Raw genomic sequence first — 19,581 nt, 5'->3', positions numbered from 1 at the left:
GGCTACCTCCAGAGCGGATCGTGCTGAATGCGTTCGGGCGGAGCGCCTTTGGCGAGCAGCGCGGACTTGGTGGCGCTGACCATCGCCGGCCCGCCGCAGATCAGGATCTGACGGTCGCCCCAGCCGCCGTACTTGGTCACCACGTCGGGCAGCCGGCCGATCTGGTGCACGTGCAGGCCCCGCGGCGGCGTGACGTCGGGATAGTCGGCGGCCCACGCCGGGTCGGCGCTGTACTCCGAGACCGGCGACACCGACAGCCACGGGTTGTGCGACGCGACCTGCCACAGGGTGGGCAGGTCGTAGAGTTCGCAGCGGTAGCGCGCGCCGAAGAACAGATGTATCCGCGGGTTGACCGCGTAGCGGGACAGGTCCATGATGAGCGCCCGCAGCGGCGCCAGGCCCGTGCTGCCGGCGACCATCAGCACGTCGCCGCCGTCTCGGTCGACGCCCAGGCCGCCGTGTGGGCTGGACAGCCGCCACCGGTCGCCGATGCGGGTTTCGTTGACGATCGCGGTGCTGACCAGGCCGCCGGGCACCAGGCGCACGTGGAACTCGATCCCGCCGCCGGGATCGGCGGGAATGGCGGGGCTCAGATATCGCCAGCGGCGCGGGCATTGCGGCACATGGGCGTTGACGTATTGCCCGGGGTGGTAGTGCATCGGCTGGTCGAGCTGGAGCCGAACGACCGCCAGGTCCCGCGACACCCGCAGGTGTTCGATGACGGTGCCGTCCCACCAGGCGGGTCCCTCCTCGGCGTCCGCGGCGCCGCTCATCACCCCGGTGATCAGGTTCAGCGACTGCCTGGCCGCGTCGTCGACCGCGCCGGTCCAGGCCGCACCCAGATGCGAGCGCAGCGTCGCCAGCAATGCGCGGCCCAGGGTGTCGTAATGGTGCGGCAGCACACCGTATTTGCGGTGGTCCCGCCCGAGCTGGGCTAAAAACGCCACCGGCTCCCGCGCGCGCCGCGCGACCAGTTCGCCGTACACCCAGTGCATCGCGTGGCCGAAAGCGGCGCGCTGGGCGCTCATTTCGGGTGGGAAGAGATCGCGCACCGAGGCGTCGAGGGCGAACCAATGGGTGTAGAAGCGGTGCACCAGCTCGCCGGAATCACCCTGGGAGCCCGAGTGGCCCGCGCCGTCCGGTTCGAAGGCGTCGCGCAGCACGGCCAGCGCTTGGACGTCCTCGAGGCTCACGGGCCCCGATTCTAGGCTCGGATTCCGTGGATTCAGCCCTGCCGGACGACGTTGGCGGTCCCGGCGCTGACGATCTTGGGTGAACCCCAGTGGTAGACAACGACGTTGCCGGCTCCGGATGCGCTCAGCGCGTCCGTGCTGTCGACCGCGACGCGATTGTCGTTGCCGGAGACGGTGACGCTGGTGCAGTGGCCGGTGAGGGTGATCGTGTTGTTCTTTCCGCTCACCGACAGGTAGCCGGCGTGGCAGGGCAGCGTCTTCGTCGTACCGGCGCCGCTCACCTGCAGCGTCCCGGCGTCGGGCACCTCACTGGACTGGCTGCCGTGGGCGAGGTCGGTATGCAGGCCGACCGAGACAAGGCCCACGACCGCCACTCCGGCGAGGGCGGCCAGCCATAAGCTCCTGCCCCGGCGCGGGGTTCGGGCGGGGTCGGCGGCCTGGTCGGGGTGTTGCATCGTCTGCGTCATCGCTACGGGGGTACCCCGTACGGCGTAGTGCCCAAAACTCGGTAGAGTTGAGCGGAACAGACTCAACATTGACGACGTTGAACAAGCAGACAAGCATTTTTGCCAGCTCCCTTTCGACCCGAATGGAGGCGTCGTGGACTCTTTCAACCCGACCACCAAGACCCAGGCGGCGCTGACCTCGGCGCTGCAGGCGGCCTCGGCCGCCGGTAACCCGGAGATCCGGCCCGCCCACCTGCTGATGGCGTTGCTGACCCAGGCGGACGGCATCGCCGCGCCGCTGCTGGAGGCCGTGGGGGTCGCGCCCGCCACCATCCGCGCCGAAGCCGAGCGCCTGCTCGAGCGGCTGCCGCAGGCCAGCGGCGCCAGCTCGCAGCCGCAGCTCTCGCGCGAGTCGCTGGCCGCCATCACCACCGCCCAGCAACTGGCCACCGAGATGGACGACGAATACGTCTCCACCGAACACCTGATGGTCGGCCTTGCCACCGGCGACTCCGACGTCGCCAAGCTGCTCACCGGGCACGGCGCGTCGCCGCAGGCGTTGCGGGAGGCGTTCGTCAAGGTCCGCGGCAGCGCCCGGGTCACCAGCGCCGACCCCGAGGCCACCTATCAGGCGCTGGAGAAGTACTCGACCGACCTGACCGCGCGCGCCCGCGAGGGCAAGCTCGACCCGGTTATCGGGCGTGACAACGAGATTCGCCGCGTCGTGCAGGTGTTGAGCCGGCGCACCAAGAACAACCCGGTGCTGATCGGCGAGCCCGGCGTCGGCAAGACCGCGATCGTGGAGGGTCTGGCCCAGCGCATCGTCGCCGGCGACGTGCCGGAGAGCCTGCGCGACAAGACCGTCATCAGCCTGGACCTCGGCTCGATGGTCGCCGGCGCGAAGTATCGCGGCGAGTTCGAGGAACGCCTCAAGGCCGTCCTCGACGACATCAAGAACTCCGCCGGGCAGATCATCACCTTCATCGACGAGCTGCACACCATCGTCGGCGCCGGCGCAACCGGCGAGGGGGCGATGGACGCCGGCAACATGATCAAGCCGATGCTGGCCCGCGGCGAGCTGCGCCTGGTCGGCGCCACCACGCTCGACGAGTACCGCAAGTACATCGAGAAGGACGCCGCGCTGGAGCGCCGCTTCCAGCAGGTGCTGGTCGGGGAGCCGTCGGTGGAGGACACCGTCGGCATCCTGCGCGGGCTCAAGGACCGCTACGAGGTGCACCACGGCGTGCGCATCACCGACTCGGCCCTGGTGGCCGCGGCGACGCTGTCCGACCGCTACATCACCGCGCGCTTCCTGCCGGACAAGGCCATCGACCTGGTCGACGAGGCCGCCAGCCGGCTGAAGATGGAGATCGACTCGCGGCCCGTCGAGATCGACGAGGTCGAGCGCCTGGTGCGCCGCCTCGAGATCGAGGAGATGGCGCTGGCCAAAGAAGAGGACGAGGCGTCCAAGGAGCGGCTGGAGAAGCTGCGCTCCGAGCTGGCCGACCAGAAGGAGAAGCTCGCCGAGCTCACCACGCGCTGGCAGAACGAGAAGAATGCGATCGACGTGGTGCGCGAGCTCAAGGAACAGCTCGAGGCGCTGCGCGGGGAGTCCGAGCGCGCCGAGCGCGACGGCGACCTGGCCAAGGCCGCCGAGCTGCGCTACGGCCGCATCCCCGAGGTCGAGAAGAAACTCGACGCCGCGCTTCCGCAGGCCGAGGCCCGCGAGAACGTGATGCTCAAGGAGGAGGTCGGCCCCGACGACATCGCCGACGTGGTGTCGGCATGGACGGGCATCCCGGCCGGACGGATGCTCGAGGGCGAGACCGCCAAACTGCTGCGCATGGAAGACGAGCTGGGCAAGCGCGTCATCGGGCAGCGCAAGGCGGTGACGGCGGTGTCCGACGCCGTGCGGCGCGCCCGCGCCGGCGTCGCCGACCCCAACCGGCCGACCGGTTCGTTCATGTTCCTGGGCCCGACCGGTGTCGGTAAGACCGAGCTGGCCAAGGCGCTGGCGGAGTTCCTGTTCGACGACGAGCGCGCGATGGTCCGCATCGACATGAGCGAGTACGGCGAGAAGCACTCGGTGGCCCGGCTGGTCGGCGCCCCTCCCGGCTACATCGGCTACGACCAGGGCGGTCAGCTGACCGAGGCGGTGCGGCGGCGTCCGTACACGGTGATCCTGTTCGACGAGATCGAGAAGGCGCACCCGGACGTGTTCGACGTGCTGTTGCAGGTGCTCGACGAGGGCCGGCTCACCGACGGGCAGGGCCGCACGGTCGACTTCCGCAACACCATCCTGATCCTGACGTCCAACCTGGGCTCGGGTGGCACCGAGGAGCAGGTGATGGCCGCGGTGCGCTCGGCGTTCAAGCCGGAGTTCATCAACCGGCTCGACGACGTCATCGTCTTCGCCGGCCTGGAGCCCGGTGAGCTGGTGGCCATCGTCGACATCCAGCTGGCGCAGCTGCAGAAGCGGCTGGCGCAGCGCCGCCTCACCCTCGAGGTGTCGCTGCCGGCCAAGCAGTGGCTGGCGCATCGGGGATTCGACCCGGTCTACGGCGCGCGGCCGCTGCGCCGGCTGGTGCAACAGGCCATCGGCGACCAGCTGGCCAAGCTGTTGCTGGCCGGCGACGTGCACGACGGCGACACCGTGCCGGTGAACGTCAGCCCCGACGGCGACTCCCTGATCCTGGGCTGAGCCGCGCTCGAACGTCGACTTGTTGTGGTGCTTTCCCCCGAAACCGCCCAACAAGTCGACGTTCGGCGTTTGGACGCGCATTGGTAGCGTCCCACCGACGGCAGATCGGAGGCCAACATGGCGTGGGACTTCAGCACCGAGCCGGATTTCCAGGCGAAGCTCGACTGGGTCGAGGATTTTTGCCGCGAGGAGATCGAGCCGCTGGACTTCGTGTTCCCCTACGCGGTGCGCTCGCCCGATCCCCGGGTGAAGGCCTACGTGCGCGGTCTGCAGCAGCAGATCAAGGACCAGGGGCTGTGGGCGATCTTCCTCGACGAGGAGTTGGGTGGCCCCGGTTTCGGTCAGCTCAAGCTGGCGTTACTGAACGAGGTCATCGGCCGCTACTCCCAGGCCCCGCAGATGTTCGGCGCCGCCGCACCCGACACCGGCAACATGGAGATGCTCGCCGCGTTCGGCACCGAGGAGCAGAAGAAGCGGTGGCTTGAGCCGCTGCTCAACCAGGACATGTTCTCGGCGTATTCGATGACCGAGCCACAGGGCGGATCCGACCCCAGCCTGTTCAAGACCCACGCCGTGCGCGACGGCGACGAGTGGGTCATCAACGGCGAGAAGTGGTTCACCTCGGCGGGACGGGTGGCCGACATCCTCTTCGTGATGTGCACCAACGGCATGTTCGTCGTGCCGCGCCGCACCCCGGGCGTCGAGATCCAGCCGGAGCCGCGCAACCACAACCACATCATCTACAACGACGTCCGGGTTCCGCTCGACCACCTGCTCGGCCCCGAGGACGGCGCCAAGACGCTGGCCCAGCGTCGGCTCGGCGGCGGCCGCATCCACCACGCGATGCGCACCATCGCCCAGTGCCGGCTCGCGTTCGACATGATGTGCGAGCGGGCGCTGTCGCGGGAGTCGCACGGCAAGGTCATCGCGGAGCATCAGATGGTGCAGGAGAAGATCGCCGACTCCTACGCCGCGATCCGCATGCTGCGGCTGCTGGTGCTCGAAACGGCGTGGAAGATCGACAATTCCAGCACCAAGGAGGCCCGCACCGACATCGCGACGGTCAAGTTCACGATGGCCAAGGTGCTGCGCGACGTGTCGTACAACGCCCTGCACATCCTCGGGTCGCTCGGCACCACCGATCTGACGCCGCTGCAGGCGATGTATGCGAGCGCGCCGACGATGGGGCTGGCCGACGGCGCCGACGAGGTCCACAAGGCCACCGTCGCCCGGCGCCTGCTGCGCGACTACAGCCCGCAGCAGCATCCGTACTGGCCGACGGAGTACTTCCCGGCCAAGCGGGAGGCGGCGTGGGCGAAATTCGAGCCGAAGTTCCAGGCAGAGCCCGAACTGCGGGCCGCGGCCGAGGACTCCAAGAAGTACTTCGCCCGCCGGCGCTGACGCCCGCCCGGGCCGCACTGCATCCTGTGATTGGGTTGTGACCTGGTCGCCTTCTGTGTTCCGGGCCAATAGCAGATACGCTGTTTTGGATGGTCCCCCTCTGGTTCACGCTCTCCGCGCTGTGCTTTGTCGGCGCGGGGGTGCTGCTGTACGTCGATGTCGACCGTCGGCGCGGACGCAGCAGGCGCCGTAAGTCGTGGGCGCGGTCGCACGGATTCGACTACGAGCGGGAATCGGCCGACATCCTCAAGCGCTGGAAGCGCGGCGTGATGTCGACGGTGGGTGACGTGACCGCGCAGAACGTGGTGCTGGGCCAGATCCGAGGCGAGGCGGTCTACATTTTCGACCTCGAAGAGGTCGCCACGGTGATCGCGCTGCACCGCAAGGTTGGCACCAACGTCGTGGTGGACCTGCGGCTCAAGGGGCTCAAAGAGCCACGGGAGAGCGACATTTGGCTGCTGGGCGCGATCGGGCCGCGGATGGTGTACTCCACCAACCTGGACGCCGCCCGCCGGGCCTGCGACCGCCGCATGGTCACCTTCGCCCACACCGCGCCGGATTCCGCCGAGATCATGTGGAACGAGCAGAACTGGACGCTGGTCGCCATGCCGATCACCAGCACCCGCACCGAGTGGGACGAGGGTCTGCGCACCGTGCGGCAGTTCAACGACCTGTTGCGAGTGCTGCCGCCGCTGCCGGAGGAGACCCCGCAGGAGTCCGGGGCACCGGCGGGACCGCGCAACGCGTCGCCGAGCCGCCCGTTGGCGCCGGCGGGCCGCGCCGAGTTGCCGCCCCGGCGCGCGCAGCAGGATGTGGCCGGCCTGCTCGGGCCCGACGCCGCGCCGGGCCGCCGCGCGGCCGAGCCGGTGCGCCGCGACCAGCCGCGACCGGAGCCGCGCCCCGATACGCTGCGCCGCCCGCCCCCGACCGGGCGCAACGGCCACCAGGCCACCAACTATCAGCGCTGACGGCGGGTAGCCGGGAGGCCGGTGGGGCCGCCGTCACTAGGATGGCGCTCATGCCCCGCCCCGTCGCCCTGATCACCGGGCCCACCTCCGGGATCGGCGCCGGGTACGCGCGACGCTTCGCCCGCGACGGCTACGACCTGGTGCTGGTCGCCCGCGACGCCGATCGGTTGAACCGGCTGGCGGACGAATTGAAGAGCACCGCAGGCGACGTCGAGGTTCTCCCCGCCGACTTGGGCGATGCGGCCGACCGGCAACGGGTGTCCGATCGCCTCGCCGCCGGAGTGCGCGTCCTGGTGAACAACGCCGGCTTCGCGACGTCCGGCGACTTCTGGTCCACCGACCCCGCCGTGCTGCAATCCCAGCTCGACGTCAACGTCACCGCGGTCATGCACCTGACCCGGGCGGCGCTGCCGGGCATGCTGGACGCGGGCGCCGGCACGGTCATCAACATCGCCAGCGTCGCCGGGCTGGTGCCCGGGCGGGGCTCGACGTATTCGGCGTCCAAGGCGTGGGTGATCTCGTTCAGCGAGGGCTTGTCCGTCGGGCTGCAGGGCACCGGGGTTTCGGTGCACGCCGTGTGCCCGGGCTACGTGCGCACCGAATTTCACGCCCGCGCCGGCATCGACATGTCCAAGTCGCCGTCGTTCATGTGGCTCGAGGTCGACGATGTGGTCAGCCAGAGCCTCGCCGACATCGCCCGCGGCAAGGTGATCAGCATCCCGGGTCTGCAGTACAAGGCGATCATCGCCGCCGAGCGGATGATCCCGCGGACCCTGATGCGGGCGGTCACCAAACGAGTCGGTGGTGGCCGTGGCCGAACCTGAGCGCGAGGAGCTGGCCGAACTGGTGCGCCGCCTGGCGGTGGTGCACGGCCGGGTCACGCTGTCGTCCGGCAAGGAGGCCGACTACTACGTCGACCTGCGCCGGGCGACCCTGCACCATCGTGCGTCGGCGCTGATCGGCAAGCTGATGCGCGAGCTGACCAGCGACTGGGACTACGCGGTGGTGGGCGGGCTGACCCTGGGCGCCGACCCGGTGGCCACCGCCATCATGCACGCGCCGGGCCGGCCCATCGACGCTTTCGTTGTGCGCAAGTCCGCCAAAGCCCATGGGCTGCAACGACTTATCGAAGGCTCCGAGGTCTCCGGGCAGCGGGTGCTGGTGGTCGAGGACACCAGCACCACCGGCAACTCGGCGCTCACCGCGGTGCGCGCCGTGCAGGACGCGGGCGGCGAGGTGCTGGGAGTGGCCACCGTGGTGGACCGCGCCACCGGCGCCGCCGAGGCCATCGAGGCCGAGGGGCTGCCGTACCGCAGCGTGCTGGGACTGGCCGAGCTGGGGCTGGGCTAGGTGCCGGCTTTTTCGATGCACCGATTGCCACACCCGCCGCAGCGGTCCCTGGCCGGGGCGATGTGCGTGGTGCCCGCCTCCCAGCGACAACGGCGTCGAGGCGCGCAGGCGCCCGACTTGTCGCTCGGAGGTGGGCAATTCGCAACTCCCTTCCGGCGGGGACTGCTGTGCCGCATGTGGCCCGCGTGGCCGATGCGTTCTGGTCCGACCCCGGGGCGCTAATTCAATGCGGACCATCCTTGCGATCGCCGCGTGCCTGGCGCTCTGCCTGGCCGGTTGCTCATCGACCAACCCCGCCACCGCGCCCTACGGGGCCCAGGGCGCGCGGCTCGGCGAATCGCTGGCGCTGCTGGGCTGGAACATGTCCGTGTCGAACCTGCGCTGGGATGGCGACTATGTGCTGGTGGACGTCGACGCGAGTCCCGCCTCGACCAAGGACCCGCACGCCAAACCCGAGGACATCCGCTTCGGCCTGTACGGCGCGCTGGCCCACCCCATGGAGGCCGACGGCCTGGGCAGCTGCGAGAACGCGAAGACCGGCGTGCACGACATTCGCGCGCCGCTGTCCGCGCCGCCCGACCGGCTCACCGGCACGGTTTGCCTTGGGCCGCTGAAGGATCGGAGTCAGGTCCGCGGCATCTACGGCTACTCGCCGCGCGACCGCATCCCGAACAGCTCGTCGGCCTATCCGGTCGCCTTCCCGGTCGGCCTCCTGCCGACCAACCCCAACGACAGCGGCGGGCTGGCGGTCAAGACCGCCAGCCTGACGGCGTGGCGGGCCGACGGCAAACCGGTGACCAAGGCGCAGCTGGGTGATCCGGGGGCGTTCACCGGCAACGGCTACATGCTGCTCGGGTTGGAGGCCACCGCCATCGCGGCCCGCTACCGCGACGAGTCCGCCAAGCGCGGCGGCCCGATGATGTTGCTGGCCTCGCCGACGCTGCCCGCCCCGGGACTCAACCCCGCCTGCGCGACCTACGGCTCGTCGGTGCTGATCCTGCCCGACGCGTCGCTGGACGCTGTGCACGTCAACGCCTCGCTGTGCACCCAAGGAGAGATCAACGACGCGCTGCTCTACGCGACCCTGGCCATCGACGGCACGCACGCCGGGGTGTGGACCCAGCGATGAGCGGACCCGGGCCCACCGAATGGTCCGCGACCCCGCCCGCCGGCGTCGGGCCCTGGCCGGGCGAACCACCCGACGACCCGCGGTATGACCCGATCCTGTTGCGCGAGGGCGACACCCGCAACGTCGTCGACGCCTACCGGTACTGGACCCGGGAAGCCATCGTCGCCGACATCGACCGGCGACGGCATCCGCTGCACGTGGCGATCGAGAACTTCGGTCACGACGCCAACATCGGTTCGGTGGTGCGCACCGCCAACGCCTTCGCCGTGCACACCGTGCACATCGTGGGGCGGCGGCGGTGGAATCGCCGCGGCGCCATGGTGACCGACCGCTATCAGCGGCTGTGCCACCACGACAGCACCGCCGAGCTGTTCGACTTCGCGGCGGACGCCGGCCTGACCGTCGTCGCCGTCGACAACGTCCCGGGCGCGGCGCGGCTCGAGGAGACCGCGCTGCCGCGCGAGTGCCTGCTGGTGTTCGGTCAGGAGGGGCCCGGCATCACCGACGACACCCGCAGCGGCGCGACCCTGACGGTGTCGATCGCCCAGTTCGGCTCGACGCGCAGCATCAACGCCGGCGTCGCCGCGGGGATCGCCATGCACACCTGGGTGGAGCAGCACGCCGACCTGTCCCGCGCCTGGTGACACCCGCCGGGCGCGTTGAGTGTGAACCGGCGGCGTTGATTGTGCGCTGACGGCGGGCCAGCTCGGCGTGTCGCCGCCGCACATGCACACCGAAAGCCCTGCGTTCACACTCGACGCCGCGCGCTCACACGCATGGGGCAGGATCGGCAGGTATGGATCAGCTATGGGCCAACCGGGCGGCCAGCTGCGAAGCCGCTGTCACACAACGGCACCTGAAGCGGCTGTGGGGTCTACCCGCCACACAGCTCGGGGTGGTGGCCTGGCCGGCGCAGCGCAAAGACCGGCTGTTCGGGACCTGGCACTACTGGTGGCAGGCGCATCTGCTGGACTGCCTCATCGACGCCCAGCAGCGTGATCCCCAGCCCCACCGGCACACCGAGATCAACCGGCAGGTCCGTTCGCACCGGCTGCGCAACAACTTCTCGTGGATCAACAACTACTACGACGACATGGCCTGGCTGGCGCTGGCGCTCGAACGTGCCGCGCGCATCGCCGGCGTCGAGCGCCGAAAAGCGTTGCCCAAGCTGGCGAACCAATTCCTGACGGCGTGGTCGCCCGAGGACGGCGGCGGCATCCCCTGGCGCAAGCAGGACAAGTTCTTCAACGCCCCCGCCAACGGCCCCGCGGGGATCTTCCTCGCCCGGTACGGCGATCACCTGAAACGTGCCGAGCAGATGGCGAATTGGATCGAGGCGACGCTCATCGACCCCGAGACGCACCTGGTGTTCGACGGCATCAAGGCGGGGTCGCTGGTGCGCGCGCAGTACACGTACTGCCAGGGCGTGGTGCTGGGGCTCGAGACCGAGCTGGCCGCCCGCGCCGGGGTGGAGGTGAGGGCCCGGCACGCCGCGCGGGTGCATCGGCTGGTCGCGGCGGTGCGCGAGCACATGGCCCCGGCGGGCGTGCTGGTCGGCACCGGCGGCGGCGACGGCGGCCTGTTCGCCGGTGTGACCGCCCGCTACCTGGCGCTGGTGGCGACCACGCTGCCGGGGGATTCGCCGGAGGACGCGATGGCCCGCGACACCGCCCGCCAGATCGTGCTGGCCAGCGGGAAGTCGGCGTGGGACTACCGCCAGACGGTGGACGGGCTGCCGGTGTTCGGCCCGTTCTGGGATCGCGACGCCCAGGTGCCCACCGCGGACGGCAAAGAGGCGGAGTTCGTCGAGGGCGCGGTGATGGCCTCCGAGGTCGCCGAGCGGGACCTGTCGGTGCAGCTGTCGGGGTGGATGCTCATGGAGGCCGCCTGTAACGTCTCCGCCGAATCGTCGCACGAGGACAGGAGCGCCCTGTGAAGAAAGTCCACCCCGACGCGGAGTCGGCGCTGCACGGCCTGCTGAAGGACGGCATCACCATCGCCGCCGGCGGCTTCGGCCTGTGCGGCATCCCGGAGAAGCTGATCCGGGCCCTGGTGGACAGCGGCATCAAGGATCTCACCATCGTCGGAAACAACGCCGGCGTAGACGATTTCGGCATGGGCCTGCTGCTCAAGGGCAGGCAGGTGAAGAAGGTGATCGCCTCCTATGTGGGGGAGAACAAGGAGTTCGAGCGGCAGGTGCTGGCCGGCGAGCTCGACCTCGCGCTCACGCCCCAGGGCACGCTGGCGGAGAAGCTGCGGGCCGGCGGCGCCGGCATACCCGGGTTCTACACGCGCACGGCCTACGGCACCAATCTCGCCGAGGGCAAGGACACCCGGGTCTTCGACGGTACGGAATACGTTCTGGAAGAAGGCATCCGGGCGGACGTGGCGCTCGTCAAGGCGTGGAAGGGCGACACGGCGGGCAACCTCGTCTACCGCAAGACGGCGCGCAACTTCAACCCCATGATCGCCACCTGCGCGGCGGTCACGGTGGCCGAGGTCGAGGAGCTGGTCGAGGTCGGCGAGCTGGATCCGGACCTGATCCACACCCCCGGCATCTACGTGGACCGCATCATCGAGGGCACCGGCTACGAGAAGCGCATCGAGTTCCGCACCACCAGCGGCGGCGCAGCGCTGAAGAACGACAGCCCTATTCGCGAGCTCATGGCCCAGCGCGCGGCCCGCGAATTGCGCGACGGCTACTACGTGAACCTGGGCATCGGCATCCCGACGTTGGTGGCCAACTTCATTCCCGACGACATCAACGTCACGCTGCAGTCGGAGAACGGCTTGCTCGGCATCGGGGCCTACCCGAGCGAGGACAGCGTGGACCCCGATCTCATCAACGCCGGCAAGCAGACCATCACGAGCCTGCCCGGCTCCAGCTTTTTCAGCAGCGCCGACTCCTTCGCGATGATCCGCGGCGGCCACATCGACCTGTCGATCCTGGGCGCGCTCGAGGTGGCCGAGAACGGCGACCTGGCCAACTGGATGGTGCCCGGCAAGATGGTCAAAGGGCCCGGCGGCGCAATGGATCTCGTGTCGGGTGTCAAGCGGGTGATCGTCGTCATGGACCACACCGCGAAAGACGGCAGCCCGAAAATCCTCAAGCAATGCACGTTGCCGCTGACCGGCAAGGGCGTCGTCGACATGATCATCACCAACCTGTGCGTCTTCGACGTCGAGCCGGGGCAGGGGCTGGTGCTCACGGAACTGCATCCCGGGGTGACGGTCGAGGACGTCCGCGCCAAGACCGGCTGCGATTTCACCGTCGCGGTCTGAGCCGCGCGCGGGCCGCTACTCGGAGGCCGGCAGCTTCTCGGGTTCCCTGTCGGCGGTCTCCGTCACGCGGCGGCGGCCCCGATAGCCGCGCCAGGCAGCGATGAACGCCGGGATCATCGATACGAACAGGATGGCGAGGATGATCTTTTCCAGGTTGTGGTGCACGAACGGCACGTTGCCCAAGAAGTAGCCCGCGAGGGTCGCGCCGCCGCCCCAGGCGATGCCGCCGACGATGTCGAACCCCAAGAACAGCGGATAGCGCATGTAGGACACCCCGGCGATCACCGGGACGAACGTCCGCACGAACGGCGCGAACCGGGCCAGGATGATCGCCCAGGGCCCGTACTTCTCGAAGAACGCGTGTGACTCGGTCACGTAGTGCTTCTTGAAGAACCGCGAGTCTTCCTTCTTGAACAGCGCGGGCCCGATCCGCCGCCCGATGAAATATCCGGTCTGATCGCCCAGGACCGCGACCGTGGCGACGCACGGCGCCAGCACCCAGATGCTGACCGGTGGGTGCGGATGCGCGGCCAGCAGACCGCCGGTGAACAGCAGCGACTCGCCGGGCAGCAACGGAAACAGCAGCCCGGTCTCGATGAAGACGATGACCAGGATCCCGGGCAGCACCGCCGACCCGAAGACGCCGTCGGCGCCCAACCAATACATCGGGTCGAGGATGGCGGGCAGGGCCGTCACGGCGGTACTCATGATCCATCAACATACCGGCCCGCGGTGAGCCGCCCGCCGACCTGGACGATACTGGGTGGACCCGGCCGCAGAAGGGGCAGAAGGGAGTTGCCATGCCCATCGCCACGCCCGAGGTCTACGCCGAGATGCTGCGCCGCGCCAAGGAGCACTCGTACGCCTTCCCCGCGATCAACTGCACCTCGTCGGAGACGGTGAACGCCGCCCTCAAGGGCTTCGCCGATGCCGGCAGCGACGGAATCATCCAATTCTCCACCGGCGGAGCCGAATTCGCGTCCGGCCTCGGAATCAAGGACATGGTCGCCGGGGCGGTGGCGCTGGCCGAGTTCACCCGATCCATCGCGGCCAGGTACCCGATCAACGTCGCGCTCCACACCGACCATTGCCCCCAGGACAAGCTCGACACCTACGTCCGCCCGCTGCTGTCGATCTCGGCCGAGCGGGTCAGCAGGGGCGGCGAGCCGTTGTTCGGATCACACATGTGGGACGGGTCGGCGGTGCCGATCGACGAGAACCTGGCGATCGCCCGGGAACTGCTCACCGAGGCGTCGGCCGCCAAGATCATCCTCGAGATCGAGATCGGCGTGGTGGGCGGGGAAGAGGACGGCGTCGCCAACGAGATCAACGACAAGCTCTACACCACGCCGGAGGACTTCGAGAAGACCATCGACGCGCTGGGCCACGGCGAGCACGGCAAGTATCTGCTGGCCGCCACGTTCGGCAACGTGCACGGCGTGTACAAGCCCGGCAACGTCAAGCTGCGCCCCGACATCCTGGCCCATGGCCAGAAGGTGGCGGCGGCCAAGCTCGGGTTGCCCGACGACACGAAACCGTTCGACTTCGTCTTTCACGGCGGCTCCGGATCCGAGAAGTCGGAGATCGAGGAGGCCCTGCGTTACGGCGTGGTGAAGATGAACGTCGACACCGACACGCAGTACGCGTTCACCCGCCCGATCGCCGGCCACATGTTCACCAACTACGACGGCGTGCTGAAGGTCGACGGCGACGTCGGGGCCAAGAAGGCCTACGACCCCCGCAGCTACCTCAAGAAGGCCGAGGCGTCGATGTCCGAGCGGGTGGTCCAGGCGTGCACGGACCTGCACTGCGCCGGAACGTCGATCGCCTGACCCCGTCGAGCGTCGACTTCTGCGGCTGAATCCGCCCCATTTCGCGCAACAACTCCACGTTCGGCGGGCAGGGGCGGGCTAGCGGGTCAGCCGCTGGCGGACTGGCAGATCTTCCACTGGTCGTCGCGGTACTGCAGGTCCAGGCTGCGGGTGGAGCGCACCTGCGGGTCGTAGGCCATGAACGTGGTGACGTTGGCCTCGGCGTGCTGGCCGTTGACGACGACCTGGTCGATGCTGGCGATCACCGGATACTGCTTGGCCGCCGAGACCCGCCGGTACGTTTCGTCCCAGGAACGTTCGTCGTAATCGGCGTAGCCGTCGCGGGTGGTGCCGCAGGTGATGGTGCGCAGCGTGGTCAGGTCGCCCCGCTGAATCGCGACGTCGAAGTTGCCGATGGTGTGCCGGACCTGGTCTTCCTGCGAGACGCCGGTGTGTTTGCCCCGGGTAAGCAGCACCGTGCCCAGGATCGCGATCGCCGCCAGCGCCAGCACGATCACGACGATCGCCAGTATCCACCCCCAGTTGAATTGCCTGGACGTGCGCAGCTTCCCGCCGAGCCGGGGTGGGATCGATTGCGGGACAGCGGCTTTGGGCGGGGCCCCGAACTGCGCGGTCCCGTCCTGTCCCGGCGTGGCGAAGACCTCGGTGGCGGGCTCCGGGGTGGTGGAGATGATCGTGGTCTCTTTCGCGTCAAACCCCGGGGCGGTGAAGCGACGCTCGCGCTGCGGTGCCTCCGGCACTTCCTGGGGACCGCTGCGCGGATCGGGTTTGTTGATCACCACGGTCTCGGTCTCGGCGTCGTTGGGGACCATGGGCACGCTCTCGGTGGCGTCGTCACCGGTCTCGAAGCCGGCTTCGGGGCCGGATTCGGCCCCCCACTCGTCGCTCGGATCGTTGCGAGACTCGCGTGGATCGAACCCGGGCCGGTTCGGCGGGCCGCCGCGGTCGGGCTCGGATGGGTTGGGCATGAGTACTACTGTCCTCCCGCTGTCGAGTGGGGTAGTTGCAGAGCTTAGCGACCGAGACCCCGGCCCGGGGCGATGGCCGAGGTGCGTCCTGCGGGCAAAACGGGCGAGCTGCAGAATAGAGCCATGACGCCGATGAAGGATCTGCTAGGGCCCGACCCGATCCTGCTGCCCGGGGACCCCGACACCGAGGCGGAACTGCTGGCCGGCGAGAAGCCGGGCATCGTCGCCGCCGCGCATCCGACGGCGTCGCTGGCCTGGGCGGCGCTGGCCGAGCAGGCGCTGGCCGACGACCAGGCCATTACCGCGTACGCGTACGCCCGCACCGGCTATCACCGCGGCCTGGACCAGCTGCGCCGGAACGGCTGGAAGGGTTTTGGCCCCGTCCCGTATTCGCACGAGCCCAACCGCGGCTTCCTGCGCTGTGTGGCCGCGCTGGCGCGCGCCGCCGACACGATCGGCGAAACCGACGAGTACGCACGGTGCCTGGACCTGCTCGACGACTGCGACCCCGAGGCGCGCAAAGCGCTTGGGCTGTAACGCCTTAAAAGCTTTCCGAGCAATCGGTGTCGTCGGGGCAGTCGATCTGAACGGTGGCGTGTTCCAGCCCGCGGGCCGATAGCACCGCCCGCGCGTCATGCAGGACCCGGGCGGGGTCCCCGGTGCTGGTCAGGTGCGCCGTGCACATGTCTTTGCCCGGCGACAGCGTCCACACGTGCAGGTCGTGCACCCCGGTCACGCCGTCGACGGCGCCGAGGGCGCTGCGCAGCTCCTCGACGTCGATGTGGGTCGGTGACGATTCGGAAAGGATCCGCAGCGCGTCGCGTGCGAGCGCGATCGCCCGGGGCAGCACCCAGAGCGCGACGAGCACGGCAACCACCACGTCGGCGTAGGGCCAGTGCGTCGTCACGGTGACCATGCCTGCGATCAGCACGCCCAGGCTGCCGACGGTGTCGGCGACGACCTCCATGTAGGCGCCCTTGACGGCCAGGCTCCCCGACGAGTGGGACCGCAGCAGCAGCGCGACGGCGAAGTTGGCGGCCAGCCCGGCCAGCGCGACGACGATCATCGGCACGCCCGGGACGGCGGGCGCCTCGCTGAGCCGCCGGACGGCCTCGTAGAGGATGAACGCCGCCACCCCGATCAGCAGGCCCGCGTTCGCGACGGCGGTGAATACCTCGGCGCGATGCCAGCCATACGTGCGGGCCGGCGACGAGCTGCCGCGGCGGGCCAGCGTGACGGCGGCCAGCCCCATGAACACGGCGACCACGTCGGTCAGCATGTGGCCGGCGTCGGCCAGCAGCGCGATCGAGTTGATCAGCAGCGAGGTCGCCAGTTCCACGACGAAGAACGCCGCCAGGATCGCCGCGGCGGTGACCATGCGCGGGATCAGCCGAGCGTCGTCCGTCTCGGCCGGGGTGTGATTGTGGCCGGCGCCCATGTCCGGAAATATATGCGTGACGACGCATATATGGCAAGGGTCAGAACCAGCGGCTCCAGAAGCGGGTCAGCCCGTTGCCCCAGCTCACCAGCACGTCCGGCACGCCGGACAGGTCGAACAGCGACAACACGATCCCGAAGAACCAGTGGTTGAGCACCGGCGCCAGGAGCAGGAACAGCAGGATGACGAAGCCCCATTGCTTGGCCGGGGCCAGTGCGCGCTGCGTCTCGGGGTTCAGGTGCGGTTCCAGGGCGTCGTAGCCGTCCAGCCCGGGGATGGGCAGCAGGTTCAGCACGACGGCGGTGAGCTGAAGGAATCCCAGGAACGCCACCGCGGCCCACAGCACCACGTGCGTCGGGTCGAAGAACAACCGGATCAGCGCCAGCAACAGCGCCGCCAGCACCAGGTTGGCCGCCGGCCCGGCCAGGCTGACCAGCGTGCGACGGGCCGGCGTCATGAACCACGTCCGCACGTAGACCGCCGCCCCGGGCAGGCCGATCCCGCCCAGCGTGACGATCACCAACGGCAGCACGAGCGACAGCGCCGGATGGGCGTAGCGGCGGGGATCCAGCGTCAGGTACCCGCGCACGGCCGCGTCGTGGTCGCCGAACCGCCAGGCGGTGACCGCGTGCCCGAACTCGTGCAGGCACAGCGACACCAGCCAGCCGGCGATCACGAAGATGAACACCCCGACATAGGCGAGCGGCCGCGCGCTGTAGCCGGCCTGCCAGGCTAGTCCACCACCGACCGCCGTCAACCCGAGCAGGGCCAAAAAGATCGGGCTGGGCCGGACCGATTCGCGTTGGGGCGAGGGGAAGCTCACCGCACGAAACTATCGGACCAGCAGCCAGCCCTCGATGTTGCGGTAGAACGCCGAGCGGCGGCCGGGCCGGGGGGCGGGGACGCCGTCGCGCAGCACGACGACGCCCGTGCTGCCGAGCTGGGCCGCGCGGCCGGTGACCCACCGGCGCCAGCGCCCCTGGAGCGAGGCCCGCAGGCCGGGCATGGCCAGCGTCGGCTCGACGAGCACGCCGGCGGCGTCGCCGTCGAACAACGTGGTGTCGTCGACGACCGCCTCGCCGTGGATCACCCGCTCGCCGTCCGGCGGCACCCAGGCGGCGCGCCCGACGACCACCGAGCCGGTCTCGTCGCGGATCAGCGTCACCCGTTGCGCGGAACCGCGGACGGCCCGGCGCGCCGCCCGGCGCGCAGCGGGCAGGCGATAGATCCGGGTCGCCCGGGTGCGCCGCCGCGGCACGTAGGCCACCTCGACGTCGAGCCGCTCCGCGCGCAGCAGCCGGGTCAGCACCGCCGCCAGGTCGGCGTCGGCGCCCACCACGACCAGGCGCGGGAAGGGGCCTATCGCGGCGTCGAGGTCGGGTTCGCCGGCGATGCGGTGGGCGCGCAACCCCCGCAACGGGCCGTAGGTCCGCCCGTGCGTGAACACCAGGACCGCGGCGGCCGGATCGTCTTGTGTCACAAGCTATCCAATCAAGCTGTTCCAATCTGTTTGACTTCCAACGACTCTGGCTCGATCAATGGGCCATAACGACACAGTCACAACATGGTGTCGGACTGCGAAAGTTGTTGCGGCGCCGCCTGGAAACACCCGGATACTTTACTCCTGCCACAGGGCCTACGTTGTGCGGAATCCCGCCAACGAGTGGCTGAGAGAACGGAGAACGACCATTCGCCGCCTCACCCCCATTTTCTCCGCCGTGCGGCCCGCGCCGCTCGGGTACGGCGCCGGCCCCGCCCGCCTCCGTTGCTGACGACGCACCTCGGTCGCCTTGGCGCCGTGCTGCTTTCGGCCGTCCTGCTGTGCCTCGCATCGGCGCGGGCGTCGGCCGACGAGTCGATCGTGATCGATTTGGTGCGCCACGGGCAGTCGGTGGCCAACGCCGCGAGGGTGATCGATACGGCGGTGCCCGGGGCCGCGCTCACCGCGCTTGGCCAACAACAGGCGCAGGACGTCGCCAATGTGCTCGCGGCGAAGGGCCCGGTCGCCGCGATCTTCGCGTCGCAGTTGATCAGGACGCAGCAGACCGCGGCGCCGTTGGCGGCGGCGTTGGGGATGAATGTGCAGGTGCTGCCCGGGCTCAACGAGATCGACGCGGGCATCTTCAACGGGATGCCGCAGTTCAGCCTGGCGGGGCTGGCGTACCTGCTGGCACCGGTCGCGTGGTTGCTCGGGCTGCGCGTCGTGCCGATGCTCGCGCCGGGCTCGGCCGACCCCAACGGGTACGAGTTCCACAGGCGTTTCAGCGGCGCGCTCCAGACGATGTCCGGCAACGCGGCGACGACCGCGAGCGGCTTCAACGACATGCTCGCAAGGATGTACGGCAGCGCGTTGGCCAACCCGGTCCGCGCGTCCGACGGCAGGATCAGAGAGGTCGCGTTCTCCAGCGAATTCGACATCGGCATCGGGACGATGACGACCGTCACAAACCCCGAACAGTTGCTCCTGCTTTTCGACCCGCTGCCCAACACCGGCATCGTCGAGATCCAGGGCAATCCCCACGATGGCTGGACGCTGGTCAGCTGGAACGGGAAACCGGCGTGGCCCGGTTGGGCGGCCAAGCGATACGACCGTGACGCCAACGGCCTGTGCCTGATGCTGGACGCGCCGTCGCGCAACGGCGTGTGCGCGGCGAAGCCGCCGGTGGCGGCAAGCCCCTGAGCACCATGCGAGGCCCGACGTCTAGGATCGCCACGTGAGCGCGGCAAGCAAAGACGCGTGCAGCTACGCGCACGGTCACGACGCGGCCAACCGAGGCGCCGTCACCCGACGGCAGTGCGAGCCATCGGGCGATGTCGAAAACCGTTGCAGCGGTGCAAGATCTGGCGTTCTGCCAGCAGAACCACAGTAGGCA

At 69.5% G+C, this 19,581-nt stretch carries 19 protein-coding genes; 12 read left to right on the top strand and 7 right to left on the bottom strand.

Annotated elements, in window-relative coordinates:
• Positions 1–2: 2 nt before the first annotated feature.
• Positions 3–1,193: an FAD-binding oxidoreductase gene (locus P6281_RS23890; RefSeq protein WP_065507900.1), complete on the bottom strand. Its 1,191-nt coding sequence runs from the start codon at positions 1,191–1,193 to the stop codon at positions 3–5.
• Between the two features lie 32 nt (positions 1,194–1,225).
• A complete protein-coding gene (locus P6281_RS23885; RefSeq protein ID WP_371286286.1) occupies positions 1,226–1,660 on the bottom strand; it encodes a DUF3060 domain-containing protein in 435 nt (144 codons plus the stop codon).
• Positions 1,661–1,793: 133 nt separating this feature from the next.
• Between P6281_RS23885 and clpB the strand changes: the two genes are divergently transcribed.
• The 9 genes from clpB to P6281_RS23840 all read left to right on the top strand — a co-directional run bounded on the left by clpB (position 1,794) and on the right by P6281_RS23840 (position 12,470).
• On the top strand, positions 1,794–4,340 hold the full coding sequence (gene clpB, locus P6281_RS23880) for an ATP-dependent chaperone ClpB (protein WP_008261516.1): 2,547 nt from the start codon (positions 1,794–1,796) through the stop codon (positions 4,338–4,340).
• A gap of 117 nt (positions 4,341–4,457) precedes the next feature.
• Complete coding sequence (locus P6281_RS23875) at positions 4,458–5,741, top strand: acyl-CoA dehydrogenase family protein (RefSeq protein ID WP_009954035.1); 1,284 nt, start codon at positions 4,458–4,460, stop codon at positions 5,739–5,741.
• Between the two features lie 89 nt (positions 5,742–5,830).
• Positions 5,831–6,709 carry a trehalose monomycolate transport factor TtfA gene (gene ttfA / locus P6281_RS23870; RefSeq protein ID WP_014385929.1) on the top strand — a complete coding sequence of 293 codons (879 nt, stop codon included), beginning with the start codon at positions 5,831–5,833 and terminating at the stop codon, positions 6,707–6,709.
• Positions 6,710–6,759: 50 nt separating this feature from the next.
• A complete protein-coding gene (locus tag P6281_RS23865) occupies positions 6,760–7,533 on the top strand; it encodes an SDR family NAD(P)-dependent oxidoreductase (protein WP_026071156.1) in 774 nt (257 codons plus the stop codon).
• Positions 7,520–8,059, top strand: a complete 540-nt coding sequence (gene pyrE / locus P6281_RS23860) for an orotate phosphoribosyltransferase (protein WP_008261506.1) — start codon at positions 7,520–7,522, stop codon at positions 8,057–8,059. The genes P6281_RS23865 and pyrE overlap by 14 nt, the downstream gene beginning before the upstream one ends.
• 226 nt (positions 8,060–8,285) lie before the next feature.
• Complete coding sequence (locus P6281_RS23855) at positions 8,286–9,188, top strand: hypothetical protein (protein WP_014383411.1); 903 nt, start codon at positions 8,286–8,288, stop codon at positions 9,186–9,188.
• Entirely contained in the window at positions 9,185–9,832 is a 648-nt protein-coding gene (locus tag P6281_RS23850) for a TrmH family RNA methyltransferase (RefSeq protein ID WP_014381302.1), read from the top strand. The genes P6281_RS23855 and P6281_RS23850 overlap by 4 nt, the downstream gene beginning before the upstream one ends.
• Positions 9,833–9,984: 152 nt before the next feature.
• A complete protein-coding gene (locus tag P6281_RS23845) occupies positions 9,985–11,124 on the top strand; it encodes a glycoside hydrolase family 76 protein (RefSeq protein ID WP_009957191.1) in 1,140 nt (379 codons plus the stop codon).
• Positions 11,121–12,470 carry a 3-oxoacid CoA-transferase gene (locus P6281_RS23840; RefSeq protein ID WP_009957192.1) on the top strand — a complete coding sequence of 450 codons (1,350 nt, stop codon included), beginning with the start codon at positions 11,121–11,123 and terminating at the stop codon, positions 12,468–12,470. Before P6281_RS23845 ends, P6281_RS23840 begins: the two co-directional genes overlap by 4 nt.
• A 15-nt stretch (positions 12,471–12,485) precedes the next feature.
• Here P6281_RS23840 and P6281_RS23835 read toward each other — a convergent pair whose 3' ends face one another.
• Positions 12,486–13,178, bottom strand: a complete 693-nt coding sequence (locus P6281_RS23835) for a DedA family protein (RefSeq protein ID WP_009957193.1) — start codon at positions 13,176–13,178, stop codon at positions 12,486–12,488.
• Positions 13,179–13,270: 92 nt separating this feature from the next.
• On the opposite strand from P6281_RS23835, the gene fbaA reads away from it, so the two are divergent.
• Entirely contained in the window at positions 13,271–14,302 is a 1,032-nt protein-coding gene (fbaA, locus tag P6281_RS23830; protein WP_014385926.1) for a class II fructose-bisphosphate aldolase, read from the top strand.
• 86 nt (positions 14,303–14,388) lie between these two features.
• On the opposite strand, the gene P6281_RS23825 is transcribed toward fbaA, so the two are convergent.
• Positions 14,389–15,270, bottom strand: coding sequence for an Rv0361 family membrane protein (locus P6281_RS23825; protein ID WP_009957195.1), 882 nt, complete (start codon positions 15,268–15,270; stop codon positions 14,389–14,391).
• A 123-nt stretch (positions 15,271–15,393) separates the two neighbouring features.
• On the opposite strand from P6281_RS23825, the gene P6281_RS23820 reads away from it, so the two are divergent.
• Positions 15,394–15,807, top strand: a complete 414-nt coding sequence (locus P6281_RS23820) for a DUF3151 domain-containing protein (RefSeq protein ID WP_014381301.1) — start codon at positions 15,394–15,396, stop codon at positions 15,805–15,807.
• A 4-nt stretch (positions 15,808–15,811) separates the two neighbouring features.
• On the opposite strand, the gene P6281_RS23815 is transcribed toward P6281_RS23820, so the two are convergent.
• Genes P6281_RS23815 through P6281_RS23805 form a run of 3 tightly spaced genes read right to left on the bottom strand, consistent with a single transcriptional unit; the run spans position 15,812 to position 18,188 of the window.
• A complete protein-coding gene (locus P6281_RS23815; RefSeq protein ID WP_009957198.1) occupies positions 15,812–16,708 on the bottom strand; it encodes a cation diffusion facilitator family transporter in 897 nt (298 codons plus the stop codon).
• 40 nt (positions 16,709–16,748) lie between these two features.
• Complete coding sequence (locus P6281_RS23810; RefSeq protein ID WP_324738539.1) at positions 16,749–17,531, bottom strand: site-2 protease family protein; 783 nt, start codon at positions 17,529–17,531, stop codon at positions 16,749–16,751.
• Between the two features lie 9 nt (positions 17,532–17,540).
• Positions 17,541–18,188: a hypothetical protein gene (locus P6281_RS23805; RefSeq protein WP_014383409.1), complete on the bottom strand. Its 648-nt coding sequence runs from the start codon at positions 18,186–18,188 to the stop codon at positions 17,541–17,543.
• Between the two features lie 285 nt (positions 18,189–18,473).
• Between P6281_RS23805 and P6281_RS23800 the strand changes: the two genes are divergently transcribed.
• Positions 18,474–19,388, top strand: coding sequence for a histidine phosphatase family protein (locus tag P6281_RS23800; protein ID WP_014385924.1), 915 nt, complete (start codon positions 18,474–18,476; stop codon positions 19,386–19,388).
• Positions 19,389–19,581 lie beyond the last annotated feature (193 nt).

This window comes from Mycobacterium sp. 5-140-3-2 (genome assembly GCF_035666375.1).
Lineage (GTDB): Bacteria > Actinomycetota > Actinomycetes > Mycobacteriales > Mycobacteriaceae > Mycobacterium > Mycobacterium intracellulare.
This window is presented reverse-complemented; position numbering and strand designations above follow the sequence as displayed.

What these genes read in the sequence shown, in the direction of transcription:
- P6281_RS23815 (WP_009957198.1), bottom strand. Translation starts at nt 16,708, where the DNA reads ATGGGCGCCGGCCACAATCACACCCCGGCCGAGACGGACGACGCTCGG.
- P6281_RS23820 (WP_014381301.1), top strand. Translation starts at nt 15,394, where the DNA reads ATGACGCCGATGAAGGATCTGCTAGGGCCCGACCCGATCCTGCTGCCC.
- P6281_RS23875 (WP_009954035.1), top strand. Translation starts at nt 4,458, where the DNA reads ATGGCGTGGGACTTCAGCACCGAGCCGGATTTCCAGGCGAAGCTCGAC.
- P6281_RS23845 (WP_009957191.1), top strand. Translation starts at nt 9,985, where the DNA reads ATGGATCAGCTATGGGCCAACCGGGCGGCCAGCTGCGAAGCCGCTGTC.
- P6281_RS23865 (WP_026071156.1), top strand. Translation starts at nt 6,760, where the DNA reads ATGCCCCGCCCCGTCGCCCTGATCACCGGGCCCACCTCCGGGATCGGC.
- P6281_RS23850 (WP_014381302.1), top strand. Translation starts at nt 9,185, where the DNA reads ATGAGCGGACCCGGGCCCACCGAATGGTCCGCGACCCCGCCCGCCGGC.
- fbaA (WP_014385926.1), top strand. Translation starts at nt 13,271, where the DNA reads ATGCCCATCGCCACGCCCGAGGTCTACGCCGAGATGCTGCGCCGCGCC.
- P6281_RS23855 (WP_014383411.1), top strand. Translation starts at nt 8,286, where the DNA reads ATGCGGACCATCCTTGCGATCGCCGCGTGCCTGGCGCTCTGCCTGGCC.
- ttfA (WP_014385929.1), top strand. Translation starts at nt 5,831, where the DNA reads ATGGTCCCCCTCTGGTTCACGCTCTCCGCGCTGTGCTTTGTCGGCGCG.
- P6281_RS23885 (WP_371286286.1), bottom strand. Translation starts at nt 1,660, where the DNA reads ATGACGCAGACGATGCAACACCCCGACCAGGCCGCCGACCCCGCCCGA.
- P6281_RS23825 (WP_009957195.1), bottom strand. Translation starts at nt 15,270, where the DNA reads ATGCCCAACCCATCCGAGCCCGACCGCGGCGGCCCGCCGAACCGGCCC.
- P6281_RS23835 (WP_009957193.1), bottom strand. Translation starts at nt 13,178, where the DNA reads ATGAGTACCGCCGTGACGGCCCTGCCCGCCATCCTCGACCCGATGTAT.